General features: G+C 70.0%; 15 protein-coding genes and 2 pseudogenes. 8 read left to right on the top strand and 9 right to left on the bottom strand.

Annotated elements, in window-relative coordinates; translation table 11 throughout:
- Positions 1-5: 5 nt before the first annotated feature.
- Positions 6-1,184 (bottom strand): aminotransferase class V-fold PLP-dependent enzyme, encoded by a 1,179-nt coding sequence (locus tag ACFV9T_RS04955; RefSeq protein WP_385436676.1) that lies wholly within the window; start codon positions 1,182-1,184, stop codon positions 6-8.
- Positions 1,185-1,309: 125 nt separating this feature from the next.
- Here ACFV9T_RS04955 and ACFV9T_RS04950 point away from each other — a divergent pair, with 125 nt between their 5' ends.
- Positions 1,310-2,203 (top strand): LysR family transcriptional regulator, encoded by an 894-nt coding sequence (locus ACFV9T_RS04950; protein WP_385436675.1) that lies wholly within the window; start codon positions 1,310-1,312, stop codon positions 2,201-2,203.
- Positions 2,204-2,377: 174 nt separating this feature from the next.
- On the top strand, positions 2,378-3,397 hold the full coding sequence (locus ACFV9T_RS04945; protein ID WP_385436815.1) for a LacI family DNA-binding transcriptional regulator: 1,020 nt from the start codon (positions 2,378-2,380) through the stop codon (positions 3,395-3,397).
- A gap of 217 nt (positions 3,398-3,614) precedes the next feature.
- On the opposite strand, the gene ACFV9T_RS04940 is transcribed toward ACFV9T_RS04945, so the two are convergent.
- The gene (locus ACFV9T_RS04940) at positions 3,615-4,697 is read right to left on the bottom strand and encodes an NAD(P)-binding domain-containing protein (protein WP_385436674.1); all 1,083 of its coding nucleotides are present in this window, start codon (positions 4,695-4,697) and stop codon (positions 3,615-3,617) included.
- Positions 4,698-4,781: 84 nt separating this feature from the next.
- On the opposite strand from ACFV9T_RS04940, the gene ACFV9T_RS04935 reads away from it, so the two are divergent.
- Positions 4,782-5,702, top strand: coding sequence for a hypothetical protein (locus ACFV9T_RS04935; protein WP_385436673.1), 921 nt, complete (start codon positions 4,782-4,784; stop codon positions 5,700-5,702).
- A gap of 703 nt (positions 5,703-6,405) precedes the next feature.
- Positions 6,406-7,011 carry a dihydrofolate reductase family protein gene (locus ACFV9T_RS04930; protein WP_385436672.1) on the top strand — a complete coding sequence of 202 codons (606 nt, stop codon included), beginning with the start codon at positions 6,406-6,408 and terminating at the stop codon, positions 7,009-7,011.
- Between the two features lie 289 nt (positions 7,012-7,300).
- Here the strand turns inward: ACFV9T_RS04930 and ACFV9T_RS04925 are convergent.
- Positions 7,301-7,535: pseudogene (locus ACFV9T_RS04925) on the bottom strand (DUF1062 domain-containing protein); the annotation flags it as partial.
- Between the two features lie 192 nt (positions 7,536-7,727).
- Here ACFV9T_RS04925 and ACFV9T_RS04920 point away from each other — a divergent pair.
- The 3 genes and pseudogenes from ACFV9T_RS04920 to ACFV9T_RS04910 all read left to right on the top strand — a co-directional run bounded on the left by ACFV9T_RS04920 (position 7,728) and on the right by ACFV9T_RS04910 (position 9,199).
- Positions 7,728-8,297 carry a GNAT family N-acetyltransferase gene (locus tag ACFV9T_RS04920; protein ID WP_385436671.1) on the top strand — a complete coding sequence of 190 codons (570 nt, stop codon included), beginning with the start codon at positions 7,728-7,730 and terminating at the stop codon, positions 8,295-8,297.
- An 82-nt stretch (positions 8,298-8,379) separates the two neighbouring features.
- A pseudogene (locus ACFV9T_RS04915) lies at positions 8,380-8,747 on the top strand (transposase); the annotation flags it as partial.
- Positions 8,748-8,905: 158 nt separating this feature from the next.
- The gene (locus ACFV9T_RS04910; protein WP_385436670.1) at positions 8,906-9,199 is read left to right on the top strand and encodes a DUF1330 domain-containing protein; all 294 of its coding nucleotides are present in this window, start codon (positions 8,906-8,908) and stop codon (positions 9,197-9,199) included.
- Positions 9,200-9,272: 73 nt separating this feature from the next.
- On the opposite strand, the gene ACFV9T_RS04905 is transcribed toward ACFV9T_RS04910, so the two are convergent.
- From ACFV9T_RS04905 to ACFV9T_RS04885, 5 genes are all read right to left on the bottom strand, one after another.
- A complete protein-coding gene (locus tag ACFV9T_RS04905; RefSeq protein WP_385436669.1) occupies positions 9,273-10,427 on the bottom strand; it encodes an LLM class flavin-dependent oxidoreductase in 1,155 nt (384 codons plus the stop codon).
- Positions 10,427-11,464 carry an ABC transporter substrate-binding protein gene (locus tag ACFV9T_RS04900; protein WP_385436668.1) on the bottom strand — a complete coding sequence of 346 codons (1,038 nt, stop codon included), beginning with the start codon at positions 11,462-11,464 and terminating at the stop codon, positions 10,427-10,429. The genes ACFV9T_RS04905 and ACFV9T_RS04900 overlap by 1 nt, the downstream gene beginning before the upstream one ends.
- 69 nt (positions 11,465-11,533) lie before the next feature.
- Positions 11,534-12,301 carry an ABC transporter ATP-binding protein gene (locus ACFV9T_RS04895; protein ID WP_385436667.1) on the bottom strand — a complete coding sequence of 256 codons (768 nt, stop codon included), beginning with the start codon at positions 12,299-12,301 and terminating at the stop codon, positions 11,534-11,536.
- Positions 12,274-13,086 (bottom strand): ABC transporter permease, encoded by an 813-nt coding sequence (locus ACFV9T_RS04890; protein ID WP_385436666.1) that lies wholly within the window; start codon positions 13,084-13,086, stop codon positions 12,274-12,276. Before ACFV9T_RS04890 ends, ACFV9T_RS04895 begins: the two co-directional genes overlap by 28 nt.
- A 106-nt stretch (positions 13,087-13,192) precedes the next feature.
- A complete protein-coding gene (locus tag ACFV9T_RS04885) occupies positions 13,193-13,276 on the bottom strand; it encodes a putative leader peptide (protein WP_385436813.1) in 84 nt (27 codons plus the stop codon).
- A gap of 102 nt (positions 13,277-13,378) precedes the next feature.
- Between ACFV9T_RS04885 and ACFV9T_RS04880 the strand changes: the two genes are divergently transcribed.
- Positions 13,379-13,798: a YjbQ family protein gene (locus ACFV9T_RS04880; protein ID WP_385436665.1), complete on the top strand. Its 420-nt coding sequence runs from the start codon at positions 13,379-13,381 to the stop codon at positions 13,796-13,798.
- Between the two features lie 669 nt (positions 13,799-14,467).
- On the opposite strand, the gene ACFV9T_RS04875 is transcribed toward ACFV9T_RS04880, so the two are convergent.
- Positions 14,468-16,588, bottom strand: coding sequence for a non-reducing end alpha-L-arabinofuranosidase family hydrolase (locus tag ACFV9T_RS04875; protein WP_385436664.1), 2,121 nt, complete (start codon positions 16,586-16,588; stop codon positions 14,468-14,470).
- Positions 16,589-16,608 lie beyond the last annotated feature (20 nt).

The following is a 16,608-nucleotide window of genomic DNA, read 5'->3' as shown; positions in this document are numbered from 1 at the left end:
GGGGGCTAGCGGGCCGTGGCGAGTTCGGCGAGGACCTCGACGGCGCGGTCGATCTCGGCCTCGGTGTTGTAGTAGTGCGGCGAGAGCCGTACCAGCGGATGGACGCCCCGGTCCTCGGTGTCGAACTGGGTCTGCGCCGGATCGGTGGTGCTGACGTTGATGCCGCGCCCGGCGAGGGCGGCCGCGACATCGGCCGTCGCCATGGTGCCGACCTCGCAGGTGACGATCGCGCACCGCTGCCGACCGACGTCATAGGTGGTGATGCCGGGCACGGCGTCCAACTGGTCGCGCAGATGGGCGCCGAGGTCGAGGGTGCGTCGGCCGATCTCGTCCAGGCCGAGATCCAGGGCCTGCTGGACGGCGGTGCTCAGCCCCAGAACGTTGGAGTAGCCGACCTCCCATGTCTCGAAACGCCGCGCGCCGTCGTTCCAGGTGAAGCTGCGCTTGCCGTCCCAGGTGGCAGCGGCGACCTCGATCACGTGCGGCTCCAGGTATGCGTGTGCCTCGGGACGCACCCAGAGGAAGCCCGTGCCGCGCGGGCCGCGCAGGAATTTGCGGCCGGTGGCAGTGAGCATGTCGCAGCCGAGTTCGGCGACGTCCACGGGGAACTGGCCGACGGACTGGGTGGCGTCGAGAAGGAAGGGAACGCCGGCGGCGCGGGTGACGCGACCGATCTCGGCGGCCGGGTTGACCAGGCCGCCGCTGGTGGGGACGTGGGTGATGCCCACCAGCTTGGTGCGGTCGTCTATCAGGTTTGCCAGGGCGGTGGTGTCGAGCTGGCCGGACTCGTCGTTGGGGACGACGACGACCTCGGCTCCGGTGCGCTGGGCTGTCTGCAAGTAGGCCAGGACGCTGCTGCCGTACTCGGCCCGGCCTGTGAGTATGCGGTCGCCCGGCTTGAACGTCATGGAGTAGAACGCGGCGTTCCAGGCGTGGGTGGAGTTGTCGAACAGCGCGATCTCGTCCGCCCGGCCGCCCACCAGTCGGGCGATGTGCCCGTGGGTGGCGTCGATGCGGTCCCGTTCCTGGCCCGCGGCCTCGTAGCCGCCGATCGCGGCCTCCAGCTCCAGGTGGGACGTCACGGCCTTGAGCGTCTGCCGCGACAGCAGGCCCGCGCCCGCGTTGTTGAGGTGAATCCGGTTCGCGGTGCCCGGGGTGTCCTGGCGGAGCGCTTCGATGTCCATGCCCGTTTCCCATCTGTGCGGTGATGCTCCCCCCCCTCACGGTTCCAATGCGCTTTCCTTTAGTAAAGTGAACGTTTCTGGAGGAGACAGGCCATGAAAATTGATGGGTGGATGGAGGGAGGGCTGTGCACAATCTGCGCCGCCTGGTGGTGCTGCGGGAGCTGAAGCACCGTGGCACGCTGGCCGCTGTCGCCGCGGCCATGTCCTACAGCCCCTCGGCCGTCTCCCAGCAGCTGACGCTGCTGGAATCCGAAGTCGGCGCACCGCTACTGGAGCGGGAAGGCAGGGGGGTCCGCCTGACGCCGCAGGCGGAAATCCTCGTCGCCCGCACGGAGAAGGCCCTGCGGGAGCTGGAGCGCGCCGAGGCGGAGATCGCGGCCTCGCTGCGGGAAACTTCCGGGACGATCAAGGTTGCGGCCTTCCAGACCGCGATGCTCGCGCTGGTGCCCGTCGCGTTGGCCTGGCTGCGGGAGAACCATCCCCGGATAAGGGTGGAGGCCACGCAGGCCGAGCCCGACACCTCGCTGCCGGGGCTGCTCACCCGGGACTTCGACCTCGTGATCGACGAGACGTTCCCCGGGCACGCGCGGCCGGCCCGCGCCTCCGAGTTCGAGCACCACCCGCTGTGCGAGGACGCCATGCGGCTGGCCACACCCGCACCCGTGGCGTCGCTCGCTGATCTGGCCGAGTGCCCCTGGGTGATGGAACCCGTCGGCACGCCCGCCCGGGCATGGGCGACCGGCAGGTGTCACGCCGCCGGGTTCGAGCCGGACGTCGTCTACGTGTCCGCGGACATGCTGGTCCACGCACGGCTGGTCGAGGAGGGCCACGCGGTGGCCTTCCTGCCCGACATGCTGTGGTTCGATCGGACCCCCGGTCTCCTCCTCGTCGGCTCAGCAGGCCACACCCGCTCCGTGCTCGCGACCGTACGTGCCGGAGCCGGGGACCATCCCCTGATCCAGACCTTCCTCACCGCGATCCGCCACGCGATCGGCGAACTGGCCGCCCGTACCGGGTGACCGCCGCATGCCGGGGCGTCCACGAGCAAGGGCTGGGGTAGCTTGCACAAGATCATCCCGTGGCGGGCTTCCGGCGTATCCGGGGCATGCACCGATCCCCTCCGCGCACGCCATAGCATGGGTCCCGCGGCCGAGGTGGGTCGCGGGAAGTCGGAGGCCGAGGTCGTGGGACGCATGGTGGGGATCAAGGACGTCGCGCGGCAGGCGGGAGTGTCCGTCGGCACCGTCTCGAACGTGATCAACCGGCCGGAGATGGTCGCCGAGGCCACCCGCGACCGGGTGCAGGCCGCCATCGAGCGACTCGGCTACGTACGCAGCGAATCCGCGCGCCAGCTGCGCGCCGGGCGCAGCCGGATCATCTCGCTCCTGGTGCTCGACATGGCGAACCCCTTCTTCGTGGACGTGGCCAGCGGCGCCGAGCGCGCCGCGCGGGACGCGGGCCTCGGCGTCATGGTGTGCAACAGCGCGCAGAGCCCCGACGAGGAGGCCGACTACCTGGGGCTCTTCGCCGAGCACCGGGTGCGCGGCGTCCTGGTGACCCCCGCCGACGCCACCGGCGGCAACCTGGAGAACTTCCGCCGCCACGACATCCCCTTCGTCCTGGTCGACCGCGAGGTGCCCAGCACCGAGGGCTGCTCGGTGTCGGTGGACGACATCGAGGGCGGCGCGCTCGCCATCCGCCACTTGCTCGCCCAGGGACACAGCGGGCTGGTGTACGTCAGCGGCCCGATGCAGCTCCCGCAGTGCCAGGACCGCCGCGCCGGGGCGCTCGCCGCGCTCGCCGAGGAGGGCCTGCCGCCGGAGGCGCTGCTGCACATCGAGGCCGCCCGGCTGGACGTGGCCGCGGGCCGCGACGCCGGGGCCCGGCTGCTGGGCATCTCACCCCGGCCGACGGCGGTGTTCTGCGCGAACGACCTGCTGGCGCTGGGCGTCCTCCAGGCGCTCTTCGCGGCCGGGGTGTCGGTGCCGGGCGATGTGGCGCTGGTGGGGTACGACGACATCGAGTTCGCGGCGGCCGCGGCGGTGCCGCTGACCTCGGTGCGCCAGCCCGCGTTCCGGATGGGGCGTACGGCGGCCGAGCTGCTGATCGAGGAGACCGGCGAGGACGCGGACGCCCACCGCCACCAGCGGATCGTCCTCCAGCCGGAACTGGTCGTACGGGACTCGACGCTGGGGTCGAAGCCGGGCGCGTGAGCCGGGTCCTGTTCCCGGGCGCGCGCCCGGGACGGGCGGCCCCGCGCCGTACGGTGTCGGCCCCGCGCCGTACGCGTCGGCCGCGCGCGGTACGTGTCGGGCGCGTGCCGTACGCGTCGACCCCGCCCGGGCGCCCATGCCCGGCCTGCGGGCGGGTGGACGACGCTGCGTCGACGGACGGCGCGGGCGGTTCAGGGCCCGGCACCGGCCCGCCACGTCAGACGACAGCCGGGGCGGGGGCCGCGTCCAGCAGCGCCCGGATCTCGCGCACCGCGGCCCGGCCCGCCCGGTTCGCCCCGATCGTGCTGGCCGACGGCCCGTAGCCGACCAGATGCACGCGCGGATCCCGGACGGCCCGGGTCCCCTCGACGGCGATCCCGCCGCCCGGCTCGCGCAGCCGCAGCGGGGCGAGATGGTCGATCGCGGCACGGAAACCGGTGGCCCACAGGATGACGTCCGCCGCCACCGTGCTGCCGTCCGCCCAGCTCACCCCGGACGGAGTGACCCGGTCGAACATCGGCAGCCGGTCCAGCACACCGCGCGCCCGGGCCCGCTCCATCGCCTCCGTCATGGGCAGGCCGGTCACCGACACCACGCTCTGCGGCGGCAGCCCCCGCCGTACCCGCTCCTCCACCAGCGACACCGCGGCCCGCCCCTGGTCCTCGCCGAACGGCCCGGCGCGGAAGACCGGCGGGCGGCGGGTGACCCAGGTGGTCGCGGCCGCCACCTCGGCGATCTCCAGCAGATGCTGCACCCCGGACGTCCCGCCCCCGACGACGATCACCCGCCGCCCGGCGAACGCCTCAGGGCCCGGGTACTGCGCGGTGTGCAGCTGCCGCCCCCGGAAGGTCTCCTGACCGGGGTAGCGCGGCCAGAAGGGGCGGTCCCAGGTGCCGGTGGCGTTGATCAGCGCGCGGGCGGACCACGCCCCGGCCGAGGTCTCCACCCCTAGCCTGCCGTCGTCGCCGGTGTCCCGTACGGCGGTGACGTGCACGGGCCGGACGACCCGCAGGTCGAAGGCGCGCTCGTAGCGTGCGAAGTACGCCGGGATCACCTCGGACGACGGCCGCTCGGCAGGGGCGTCGTCGCCGGTCAGCCGCATCCCGGGCAGGTCGTACATCCCGTGCACCTTGCCGTACGTCAGCGACGGCCACCGGAACTGCCACGCCCCGCCGGGCGCGGGGGAGTGGTCGAGCACCACGAATCCGGTGCCCGGCTCGTACCCGGCCCTCCGTAGGTGATACGCGCCGGACAGCCCCGCTTGCCCGGCGCCCACGACCACGACGTCCACCTTGTTCATGCTTCTGCCAACTCTCCTCCGGCGCCGGATCTTCCCGGTCTGGGGCGGTAAGGTCCAACTCCTGCTGACAGAAGGGGGATTGCTGTGAGGTTCCATCGCGGGCGGTGGTCGGTCGCCGCACTGCTGGTGACGGTGGTCGTGGCGGGCTGCGGGGCCGGTGTCACGACCGGGTCATCCGGGGAGAAGCGGGGCGTGCCGCAGGTCAAGGAGGCGGACGACCTGCCCGCGCTGCCCATGGACCGGTACCGGCTCGGTGAGCGGGCCGCGAAGGACTTCGACGCGGCGCGGGATCGCCTCGCCCAGCGCTGCATGGTGGGGCTGGGCTTCACCGACTTCCCCCTGGACCCGAAACCCCCGAAGAGTTCCGGAGGGGCGTCGTCGCTCCTGACGCTCCGCGTGAGGGAGACGCCGCTCGGCCCGCTCGACCTCGACCGGGCGAAACGGTGGGGCTACGGCTGGGCCCCGAAGACGAACCCACTGGGCGTGCCCGGGCCGAAGGGCCGCGCCATGACGGACCAGGAGTTCGCGGCCCTGTACGGCCTGTCCTCCGGCTCCGGCGCCCCCAAGGGCGGCTGCTCCGGATGGGGGGACACGCGGCTGCTCAAGGGCGTGGCGGACTCCAACCGCATGTGGACGTATCCGGATCGGCGCGTGAAACGGCTGGAGGCGGCGGTGGCCAAGGACCACCGTATCCGGAAGGCGTTCGCCACCTGGTCGGACTGTGTCGTGGACAAGGGGATCAAGCGATACGGGAACCCGGAGGCCGCGCGGGAGGACAAGGCCTGGGACACCGGCCGCGACGGCAACACCACCCACACCAAGCGGGAAGTGGCCACCGCCGTCGCGGACATCGAGTGCAAGCGGAAGCACAACACCCTCGGGGTGTGGTGGTCCGTGATGAAGGAGCGTCAGCGGACCGACATCGCCCGGCACAAGGCCGCGTACGAAGCGGTCCGACGGGACCTGGACACCCTGCGGGCCAACGTACGCTCGGCCGCCGACTAGGGCCTGTCCGGCGGATCGGATACTGCCGGACAGGCCCGGGACTGCGATCAGTCGCACCGGCCGCACAGGTATCCACGCCGCACAGCGGATCGAGACGTGGCCACCCCCGGCACAGGCGCCCACCGGCCGCGGTGTGCCCGGTGCGGCGGCGGACCGTACGGCGACTGCCAGGCCGGCCGCTGGGTTCGCGCGAGGAGCCAGGCGCTGAGGAGCTTGTGGTTCGCAGTGACGCGGAATGTGCCGTTCACTCGGAAGTGCTCGGACGCGCACGTGTGGCATCGGCGGAGACCGATCGGCAGGCAGATGGGCACGACCGCCCAGTTTTTGGACACAGAGTTACACCGGTTCCAGTGAGAAGACCGCAGCGAAAAGGAGCACGGCGCACATGTGCGACGCGCGACGGATCAGCGCTTGGGGGTGCTCACTTGGTGTACAACGGCGTGTCCTTGGCAGGGTGACTGTGGGCGGGAGCACGGTAACGGCACACGGGGGCGCGGTTCCACAGATTTTCGGGCGGGTGGCGATGCCTGGCGGTGGGCGCCCGCACCACCCTCTGCGGATCAGACCCCCTCGGGTCGGCCAAGAGGTACCGCACTTCACAGCCGGGGTGATCCAGGCGACGGCCCTGGTGCTGCGCCGCGGAAGTTCCGCCGATGAGTTTCCGGTGGCTGTGCGGTCTACCCGTCGACGAAGGGAGCGCACCATGCGCAAGATCATCGTTTGCACGTTCCTGACGCTGGATGGCGTCATGCAGGCGCCGGGCGGTCCGGACGAGGACACTCAGAGCGGCTTCGAGCACGGCGGCTGGCAGAAGCCGGTGGCCGACGACGAGGTCGGCACGGCCATCGCCGGTTGGTACGAGTCCTCCGACGCGATGCTGCTCGGCCGCAAGACGTACGAGATCTTCGCGTCGTACTGGCCGACCGCCGATCCCGACAACCCGTTCACCCATCGGATGAACAGCATGCACAAGTACGTGGCGTCTCGGACCCTGACATCCGTCGAGTGGCAGAACTCCACGCTGCTGGAGGGCGACATCGTCGATGCCGTACGCAAGCTGAAAGCGTCCGACGGCGGCAACATCAACGTCGTGGGCAGTGGCGACCTCGCCCAGACCCTCATGCGGCACGGCCTCGTCGACGAGTACCGGCTGACCATCCATCCGGTGATCATCGGCACCGGCAAGCGGCTGTTCGCCGACGGAGCGATCCCCACTGCGCTGGAGCCGGTCAGTGTCTCGACGACGAAGGGCGGCACCATCGTCGGCGTCTACCGGCCGAACGGTAAGCCCAGCTACGACAGCTACTAGGCGGCATCGTTTGGATCACGGCTGCTGGCCTTCGCGTCCCTGATGGAGGACAACGCCGAACAGTACGTGGCGGCCGAGCAGGCTGGCACGGGGGAAGCCCAGGTCGGAGACGGTCGGTGAGGTTTGCCGGGGCATCGATCTCGTGCGCTTCTACGCGGGAGCGAGCCGGAGCGATCTGACGCCGGGTAGCGGGCACCGGTTGCCGAGCCGGGAGAGCTGGGTGCGCCGGGCTCAGCGCTTGAGCAGGAAGGTGAAGTCGCCGGAGTGTTTGACGCTTAGCCGCACGGCCGAGACGCCAGGCTCCGTCCCAGTCGAGGGCGATGCGGTTACGGCGCCGCACGACCGGATCCTGCAGCAACTCGGCTGCCAGACCGTGGTCGTTGTCGTGCATCCGCTCCAGCAGATCAGGCCGTACGGAGCGGACGTTCATGCGCTCCAGGACCGTGAGGTCCGGAAGCGCACCTGTGGCAACGGCGGAGAACGATGGGCAGGCAGGTGGGTGTGAGCACCCAGTTGGTGAGCAAAGAAGTACACCGGTTTCAGTGAGAAAGTCCGCAGCAAGAACCAGCACGGCGCGCAGTGCGCGACGCGCGACGGGGCCATGCCACCGGTTTTCGGGCGTCTCGCCCAACGACTGCTGCCGCCGCCACCGCGTCAACTCGGGCTGTCCATATATTCGTTTGCCGTAGGCGAGCCAAGTCGGATAGGAAGCACGCATGTTAAAGGGCGGCAAGATCGGGCTGAGGGCCCGGCACGAGGACGACATCCCCACTCTGCGGACCGAGCTCTACGACGACGTGGTCAACTCCGCGCGGGCCGAGGCCGGGCCGTGGCGGCCGATCTCACCCGGTTCGAAGGACTCGCGGCTCGTGGTGGACGACACGGCGCAAGGCAGCGTCGCGTTCTCCGTGGTGGAGCTGGAAGGAGGCGCCCTGGTCGGCACCGCGACGCTGTGGAGCATCGACAACCACCACCGGTCCGCCCACATCGGACTCGGGCTACTGCCGGCGGCACGCGGCAAGGGCTACGGCACGGACGTGGTCGCGACGCTCTGCTACTACGGTTTCGTGGTCCGCGGCCTGCAGCGGCTGCAGATCGAGACACTGGCGGACAATCACGCCATGCTGCGCTCCGCCGAACGCAACGGCTTCATCCGCGAGGGCGTACTGCGCTCCTCGGCGTGGGTGCTGGGCGAGTTCTTGGACGAGGTACTCCTCGGGCTCCTCGTTCAGGACTGGAAACCGGTCTCGGGGAACAACGGCACAGCCATTAACGCTAAGGAATGATCTTGGCCAGTAGGGGCCCCGCCGCGTGACGGGCGCGAATCGAGCCGTTGCTCCCGGACCGGACGCCGAAGCGCCCGACCACGCCACCGGCCGGTCACGCGGCGGACTGACCACGAAGATCCACCTCGCAGCGGATGCCCGGTGCCGCCCCCTCGCGTTCGTGCTCACTGCCGGACAGGCCGGTGATGCCCCTGGCCTTCCCTCACGTCATGGCCCGCCTCCGGGTTCCCCGACGGCGTGGCCGTCCGCGCACCAGGCCGGACATGGTCCTGGCGGACAAGGCCCACTCATTCCGCGGCATCCGCGACCACGTGCGCAAGCGCGGCATCCGGGCAGTGATCCCGGTCCCGGCCGACCAACGTGGCCACCGGCTGCGACGGGGGCAGCCGAGGCGGCAGGCCCCCGGCCTTCGACCGCGAGGCCTACAAGCAGCGCAACATCGTCGAGCGAACCTCGCCGGACTCCACATCGCTGGCATCTTCCTCTGGTCCGCCCGGTGATCCAAACGAAAGCCCCTAGGCCGGGATGGATGCCGACAGCGTGATCACCTCGGCCGGTTCGGTGGTACCTTCCAGGACATCTGTCCGACAAGAGACATGGGGGGCGAAATGCCTGCGTATGTCATTTCCGAGGTCGAGGTGCTCGACGAGTCGCGCGCCGCTGCCTACCGAGAGCTGGCCACTGCCTCGATCGCCCAGTACGGCGGCCGCTTCCTCGCCCGGGGCCGCCGTCCGGACGCGGTGGAGGGGGAGTGGCCGGAGGAGCGCAGGATGGTGATCCTGGAGTTCCCCTCCATGGCCGAGGCCCGCCGCTGGTACGCGTCGCCCGAGTACGCCGAGGCGCTGGAGATCCGCGAGGACGCCCTGGACCGCAGGCTGATGTTCGTCGAGGGAGGGTCCTGACCACATGGGTGGTCCTGACCACATGGGTGGTCCTGACCCCAACGGCGGGCCCGGCCACGGACGTTCGTACGGCCTACCGGCCCCCGGCGACCAGCAGCGGGGCGCCGCCCGGGGCCGGGGTGTCCGCCACCAGGCCGCGCGAGGCCAGTTCCGGTGTCACGCCCTCGCCGAACCAGTACGCCTCCTCCAGGTGCGGGTAGCCGGAGAGGATGAAGTGCTCGACGCCCAGGGCGTGGTACTCCTCGATCCGGTCGGCCACCTCCGCGTGGCTGCCCACCAGGGCCGTGCCCGCGCCGCCGCGCACCAGCCCGATCCCCGCCCACAGGTTGGGCGAGATCTCCAGCTTGTCGCGCGAACCGCCGTGCAGGGCCAGCATCCGCTGCTGGCCGACCGACTCGCTGCGCCCCAGGGCCTGTTGGGCCCCGGCGACTGCCTGCGGGTCGAGATCGTCCAGCAGCCGGTCGGCGACGGCCCACGCCTCGCGCGAGGAGTCACGCGCGATGGTGTGCAGCCGGATGCCGAACCGGACCTCCCGGCCCTCCCGCTCCGCGAGCCCCCGGATCCAGTCGATCTTCTCCTTGACCTGGGCGGGCGGTTCGCCCCAGGTCAGATAGACATCCGTGTGCCGGGCGGCGACCGGCCCGGCGGCCGGGGAGGAGCCGCCGAAGAAGATCTGCGGCAGGGGGTCCGGCGGTACGGCGGTCAGTCCGCCCGCGATCTGGTAGTGCTCGCCGTCGAAGTCGTAGGGCTTGCCGCCCCACACCCCCCGTACGACCTCCAGGAACTCCGCCGTGCGGGCGTATCGCTGGTCATGGTCGAGATGGTCGCCGAAGTGCCGCTGCTCGGCGGAGTCACCGCCGGTGACGATGTTGAGCAGCAGCCGCCCCCGGGTGATCCGCTGGTACGTCGCCGCCATCTGCGCGGCCAGCACCGGTGAGATCAGTCCCGGCCGGAAGGCCACCAGGAACTTCAGCCGCTCGGTGTGCTGGGCGAGTGCGGCCGTCGTCAGCCAGGCGTCCTCGCACCAGGTGCCGGTCGGGGTCAGCACCGCCTCGAACCCCAGGTGTTCGGCGGCCTTGGCGATCTGCGTGAGGTAGTCGATGTCCGGTGTCCGGACGCCCCTCACCGGCGTGATGCGCGAACGGTCACCGCCGGTGTAGGCGTGCCGGTCGACGAGGCTGCGCCCGTCTCCGCCCGTGGGCAGGAACCAGTGGAGATGGGCGGACATCAGGAGCCCTTCGGGAAGGTGCGCGGCGCGGTGCTGGACGGCGGCAGACCGCCGTTGAAGCGGGTGTCCACGTAGTCCGAGAAGTTGAAGCGGCGCGGGGTGAGCTTCAGCTTGGCGAACGTGTCCGCGATCTGCTGCTCGGAGGCGATGGCGGGCTTGTCGACGGCGGTGTACACGCGGGTGCCGTTGGTCCGCTTCACGGAGTCCAGCGCCACGTCGTATGGCAGCCCGGTCTCCTTGCCCCACACCTTGGCCCACGCCTCGGGGTGCTTGTAGACCCAGTTCTGGGCCCGGCGCAGCCGCTCCAGGTAGTCCTTGATGACCTTCGTCTTCTTCTTGTCGTCGAGGGAGGCCGGGTTGGCGACCTGGAAGTTGAGGCCGTTGGTCACCCCCTTGCCGGTGGTGATGGCCCGCGCGTCCGCCTGGCGCTCCGCCTGTGCGGTGTACGGGTCCCAGATGGCCCAGGCGTCCACCTTGCCGCCCTTGAAGGCCGCCAGCGCGTCGGCGGGCTGCAGGAAACTGACCTTGACGTCCTTGATCGAGAGCCCGGCCTTCGCGAGCGAGGCGACGAGCTGGTAGTGGGCCGAACTGCCCTGCGCCACCGCCACGTTCTTGCCCTTGAGATCGGCGGTCTTCTTCAGCGGCGAGCCCTTCTTCACCACGATCGCCTCGCCGTCGGCCGTGCCGTGCTTGGCGCCCACGATCTTGATCTTGGACTTGGCGGCTGCGGCGAAGACGGGCGGGGTGTTGCCGACGCCGCCGATGTCCACGGCCTTGGCGCTGACGGCTTCCAGGATCGGCGGGCCGGAGGTGAACGTCGACCACTTGATCTTGTACGGGAGGTTCTCCAGCTCACCGGCGGCGCGCAGCACCGCCTCGTCATTGCCCTTCTGGTCGCCGACGTTGAGCGTCACATCGCCCTTGCCGTCGACGTGGCCGCCGGAGCCGGAGGACGCGTTCTGGGTGTTCGAGCTGACGCATGCGGACAGCGGCAGAGCGAGGGAGATGAGCAGGGCCGGGAGGATTCGCCGTCTCATGTCAGCGGGGTTCCGTTCGTGAGGGTCGTACAAGAGGGGACGGGGGGTGAGGGGTGGTGACGCGACTGGTTACGCGACCTTCTCCACCTCGGCGGTCTCGGGCGCGTCCACGCCCAGCCGGTCCAGCAGTTCGGCGCGCAGGTCCGTGAGGTACGGATCGCCGATGTCACGCGGCCGGTCCCGGTTCACCCGGACCTCGTGCGCGATGACACCGCCGTCCATCACCAGCACCCGGTCGGCGAGCAGCAACGCCTCCTCGACGTCGTGCGTCACCAGCAGCACCGCGCAGCCGCGCCGCTGCCACAACTCGGCGACCAGCCGCTGTGCGGTGATCCGGGTCAGCGCGTCCAGCGCGCCGAACGGCTCGTCGAGCAGCAGCAGATCGGGTTCGCGCACCAGCGCCCGGGCCAGCGAGGCGCGCTGCGCCTCGCCGCCGGACAGGGTCTTGGGCCATGCGTCGGTCCGGTGGCCGAGCCCGACCTCCTCCAGCGCCTTCTCGGCGACCTCCCGCCCCGGGCGGCCGGGAAGTCCGAGCAGCACATTGCGCCACACCTTCTTCCACGGCATCAGCCGGGGCGCCTGGAAGGCGACGGCCTTGCGGCGCGGCACCAGCACCTCGCCCTCGATCTCCCGGTCGAGCCCGGCCAGTACGCGCAGCAGCGTCGACTTGCCGCAGCCGCTGCGGCCGAGCAGTGCCACGAACTCGCCCTGCTGGATGGTCAGTTCGAGGTTGTCGATGACGGCGCGGCCGTCGAAGGAGCGGGTGAGTGAGCCGACCCGTACGGCGTCATCAGCCGTTTCGACGTGTGTCACTTGCCGGTGAAGGTCGGTCGCCATTGCAGCAGCAGCCTCTCCAGAGTGCGGACGATGAAATCGGCGAGCAGGCCGAGGGCGGCGTAGACGATCAGGCAGACCACGATCACATCGGTCTGGAAGAACTCCCGCGCGCGGTTGAGCAGGAAGCCGATCCCGTCGTCCGCGTTGATCGTCTCGCCGAAGACCAGCGCCAGCCAGGCGGTGGCCAGCGAGTACCGCAGCCCGGTCATGGCCCCGGGCAGCGCCCCGGGCAGTACGACATGGCGGATCAGCCCCCAGCGCCCGAGTCCCAGCGCGTTTCCGGCCTCGATGAGCTGCGCGTCCACGCCGCGGATGCCCGCGTACACGTTCAGATACAGATGGAACGCGACACCGAGCGCGATGAGCGCGATCTTCGGCGCCTCGCCGATGCCCATCCAGATGATGAACAGGGGGATCATCCCGACCCAGGGGATGCTGCGCAGCATCTGCACGGTCGCGTCGACCAGGTCCTCACCGAGCCGCGAAAGACCGGAGACCAGCGCCAGCCCGACCCCGACGATCCCGCCGATGACCAGCCCGTTCAGCACCCGCTGCACCGACACCAGCATGGCGTGCGGCAGCGTGCCGTCCCGGAGCAGACCGGAGGCGGTACCGGCGATGGTGCCGGGCGCGGCGAGCATGTCGGCGGGCAGCACACCGGTCGCGCTGCACACCTGCCAGAGCACCAGCAGAAGAAGAGGACCGGTCGTGCGGCGCAGCCAACGGGGTACGGTGCGGCGGCGCGCGGACAGGGGCACGACCGGTTCGAGAAGAACCGGGGACACGGGGACTCCAGGGAGGGGATACGCCTCGGCGCCCGCACGGCATGACGTGTTCAGCGGTCAGCGCGGTACGGCGAGAACGAGAAGGAGGGGGAGGTACGCGAAAAAGTCAGCAGGCGCCGGGACACGTGGCGGACGCCACCCGCAGCAGGTCGATATGACCGCGCGTGGTGAGCAGGGCTGACGTAGGCATGTCCTCGAAGCTAGCGACGACGTCCGGCACAGGTCAACGGCGTCTTGCCCCTCGGACCTTTGTTGCGGGAGTTTTAAAGCGAGCACGTACGAGGATGGAGTCATGGCTACTTTCCGCACCCACACACTCGACATCACCACCGGCGGCACCGAGACCGTCGCCGACCTCACCGCCGACTGCGAGGCGTATCTGCGCGAGGTGGCGCGGGGCGCCGATGGCCTGCTCAACGTCTTCGTCCCGCACGCCACCGCCGGTATCGCGATCCTGGAAACGGGCGCGGGCAGCGACACCGACCTCCTCGCCGCCCTCCGCGACCTGCTCCCCGCCGACGACCGCTGGCGCCACCGCCACGGCTCCCCGGGCCACGGCCGCGACCACGTCCTCCCGGCCATCGTCCCGCCCCACGCCACCCTCCCGGTCATCGGCGGCAGCCTGGCGCTCGGCACGTGGCAGTCGGTGTGCCTGGTCGACACCAACCGCGACAACCCGCGCCGTCAGGTCAGGCTGTCGTTCCTCGGCTGATATCTTGCGGCGCCCGCGCGAGGCGTCCTTCCCGCCTGAGCGGGAGTGATAATCCGCTTCTGGCGCGCACCGCATTTGTTTAGCCTGCAGGCGGAATGGAGCTTGGAATAGTACCTGAGCCACCCCCAGTCGTCTTGAGGTACGGAGCGTCGGAAAGCGCCCTCGCCACCGTCCCTGTCAGCGTCCGCGACCGCCGGGAACAGCGACTGGACTACTACCCGCGCAAGCACCTTGCGGCGCTGACAGACGCTGCTGCTCGTGCCGATCTTCTCAGCGGCGCCCACAGTCTGTGGTACGAGTACGTTTGCCTACGGCTTCACCAGGCGCCGGCGGCGTTCACCACGGAGGAGCGGGAGAAGGCTGTCGCCGACCTCCGGGTGCTGGTCACAGCCCACTTCCGGTGTGTCGGCATGTGGGCTTCACTGGATGACCCCAGCAGCGAGATCTTCGCGGAGCCGTACGATTCTGACGGTTTCTACTTGACGATCCAAGCGCCGGAACCCGGCGATGACGACGATGGTGGTAACCAAGCGCTACGACTCGTGATCGGTACGGAGGTTGGCGGACGCCAGCCTGGACAACCCCCACCGCAAGGTCCGGCTGAGCTTTCTGGGCTGATTGCCGGGTTGCGCTGGGGGTTCCGGGGCTCCTGCGCCGGTTTCCGGTGGGTCAGCAGGTGGAGTTGGTCTGGGTGAGGAGGCCGAGGCGCCATGGGAGGGTGTTGTAGTCACCGCTGGCGTTCGGGTTCATGCCCTGGTAGAGGTACTGGAGCTGGCACGGGTCGACGGTGAGCGTCTGGTCGGTTCCGGCGCGGATCAGCTCGCCGTGGCTGACGTCCTTGGTCCAGGCGCCTGCGGGGAAGGTGGTGTTGTTGGCCCGGGCGAAGGGGTTGCTCTCGGAGGCGGCCAGCGGGGTCCACGAGCCCGCGATGCTGCCGGAGGTCCAGGAGCGGAAGTAGCGTTTGCCGTCCGATCCGATCGCCTCGACGATCAGCAGGTATTGATTGCTGCCCTGCACCTTGTAGACGTTGCTCGCTTCGAACAGGGCGTATTTGTTGGAGTCCTGGGCCGCGATGACGGTGTTGGTGAACCCGTTCGGGAACTGGGCCAGGGTGGTCTGCGAGCGGTACAGGTGACCGTTGTCGTCGGAGGAGAACAGGTAGCAGTTGGCGCTGTCACAGATCACCCACATGTCCACCCAGTAGCCGTTGCCGATGTTCTGCTTGATGATGTCCGGCATCGAGGAGTAGAAGTGGCGCGGGGCGCTCCAGCCGTTCGGGTTGCTGATGTCGCTGTTGGTCGAGTACGAGGCGTTCCCGGTCTGGTACACCAGGTACCACGTGTTCTTGGGGGCGAAGAAGAACACCTGCGGCGCGGCCCGGTAGCCGGTTCCGATGCCGCTGCGGTCCAGGTAGTGATGGGTGGCCGAGGCCGCCTGGGACCAGTCGGTGAAGCTCAGGTAGACCAGGTTGTAGCCGGAGGCGCTGGCGACGCTGGCGAACACGTGCCACTTGCCGTTGTGGCGGACCACCGTCGGGTCCTTGAGCCCGGCGATGTTGTGGGTGGCGTCCGGCTTCGGGGACATCAGGATGCCGCTGGAGTTCCAGCGGAAGGTGGAGGGCAGTGCGGACGCGTTCTTGGGCGTGGTTTCGGGTGTGGTCTTGGGTGTGGCCTTGGCCGCCGGGGTGCCGCCCATCGCGGTGAGCGTGGCGTTGTAGGCGGGCTTCTTGTTGCCGTTGTTGTCGAAGAGCAGCGGGTTCTCCCCGGCGCGCCAGGAGTCGCGGTCCCGGATGCCCCAGACGGTGATGCCGTTGCAGCGCGGGACGTTCATGCAGGCCTTGACGGTGTTCGCGTACGCGGTCGTCGGCGCCTGCGCGATGTCCAGCTCGGTGATCTGCACGTCCACGCCGAGGGCGGCGAAGCTGGACAGAGTGGTCTGGAAGCTGGACGGCGGGCCACCGGTGCCGAAGTGGGCCTGGAGGCCGACGCAGTCGATGGGCACCCCGCGCGCCTTGAAGTCGCGCACCATGCGGTAGACGGCCTGGGTCTTCGCGGCGTTCCAGTCCTCGATGTTGTAGTCGTTGTAGCAGAGCTTGGCAGCCGGGTCGGCCGACCGTGCGGCGCGGAAGGCCTCCTCGATGAAGCCGTTGCCCAGCACGTTCTGGAACACCGAGGGGCGGTGCTGGCCGCTGCCGCCGTCGGCGAACGCCTCGTTCACCACGTCCCACGCGTAGATCTTGCCCTTGTAGTGGGCCATCGTGGTGGTGATGTGGTTCTTCATCACGCTGCGCAGGGTGGTGGCGTCGCCGATGGAGCTGACCCAGCTGGGCAGCTGGGAGTGCCAGACCAGGGTGTGTCCCCGTAATCGCTGTCCGCGCGAGGTGGCGTGGTTGACGATCTGGTCGGCGGGAGCGAAGTTGAACGAGCCGCGGGAGCGCTCGATCGTGTCCCACTTCATCTCGTTCTCCGGGGTGACCATGTTGAATTCCCGGCCCAGGATCCCCGTGTACGTGGCGTCCCCGAGCTTGCCCGCGGCCACGGCGGCCCCGAAGTACCGCCCGGACTGGGCCGCTTGGGCGCCCAGGGTGGAGGCCTTGGCGGAGCCGGTCGCGGTCGGGGTCTTGGCGGAGCCGGTCGCGGTCGGGGTCTTGGCGGATCCGGGCGCCGTCCGGTCCTGAACGGGGCCGGTCGCCGCACCGGCGGTCCCGGCCATCGTCATGACGGTGGCGGCCAGGAGCCCGAGCCCGAGTGCCGTCACGCGGCGTCGGCCGTGCCGTTGTGGAAGAGCCATGTCTCTCCTTTGAGGATGGC

It is taken from the genome of Streptomyces sp. NPDC059850, from assembly GCF_042731515.1.
Lineage (GTDB): Bacteria > Actinomycetota > Actinomycetes > Streptomycetales > Streptomycetaceae > Streptomyces.
The sequence above is the reverse complement of the archived record's forward strand: the minus strand, read 5'-3'. Positions and strand labels throughout refer to the sequence as shown.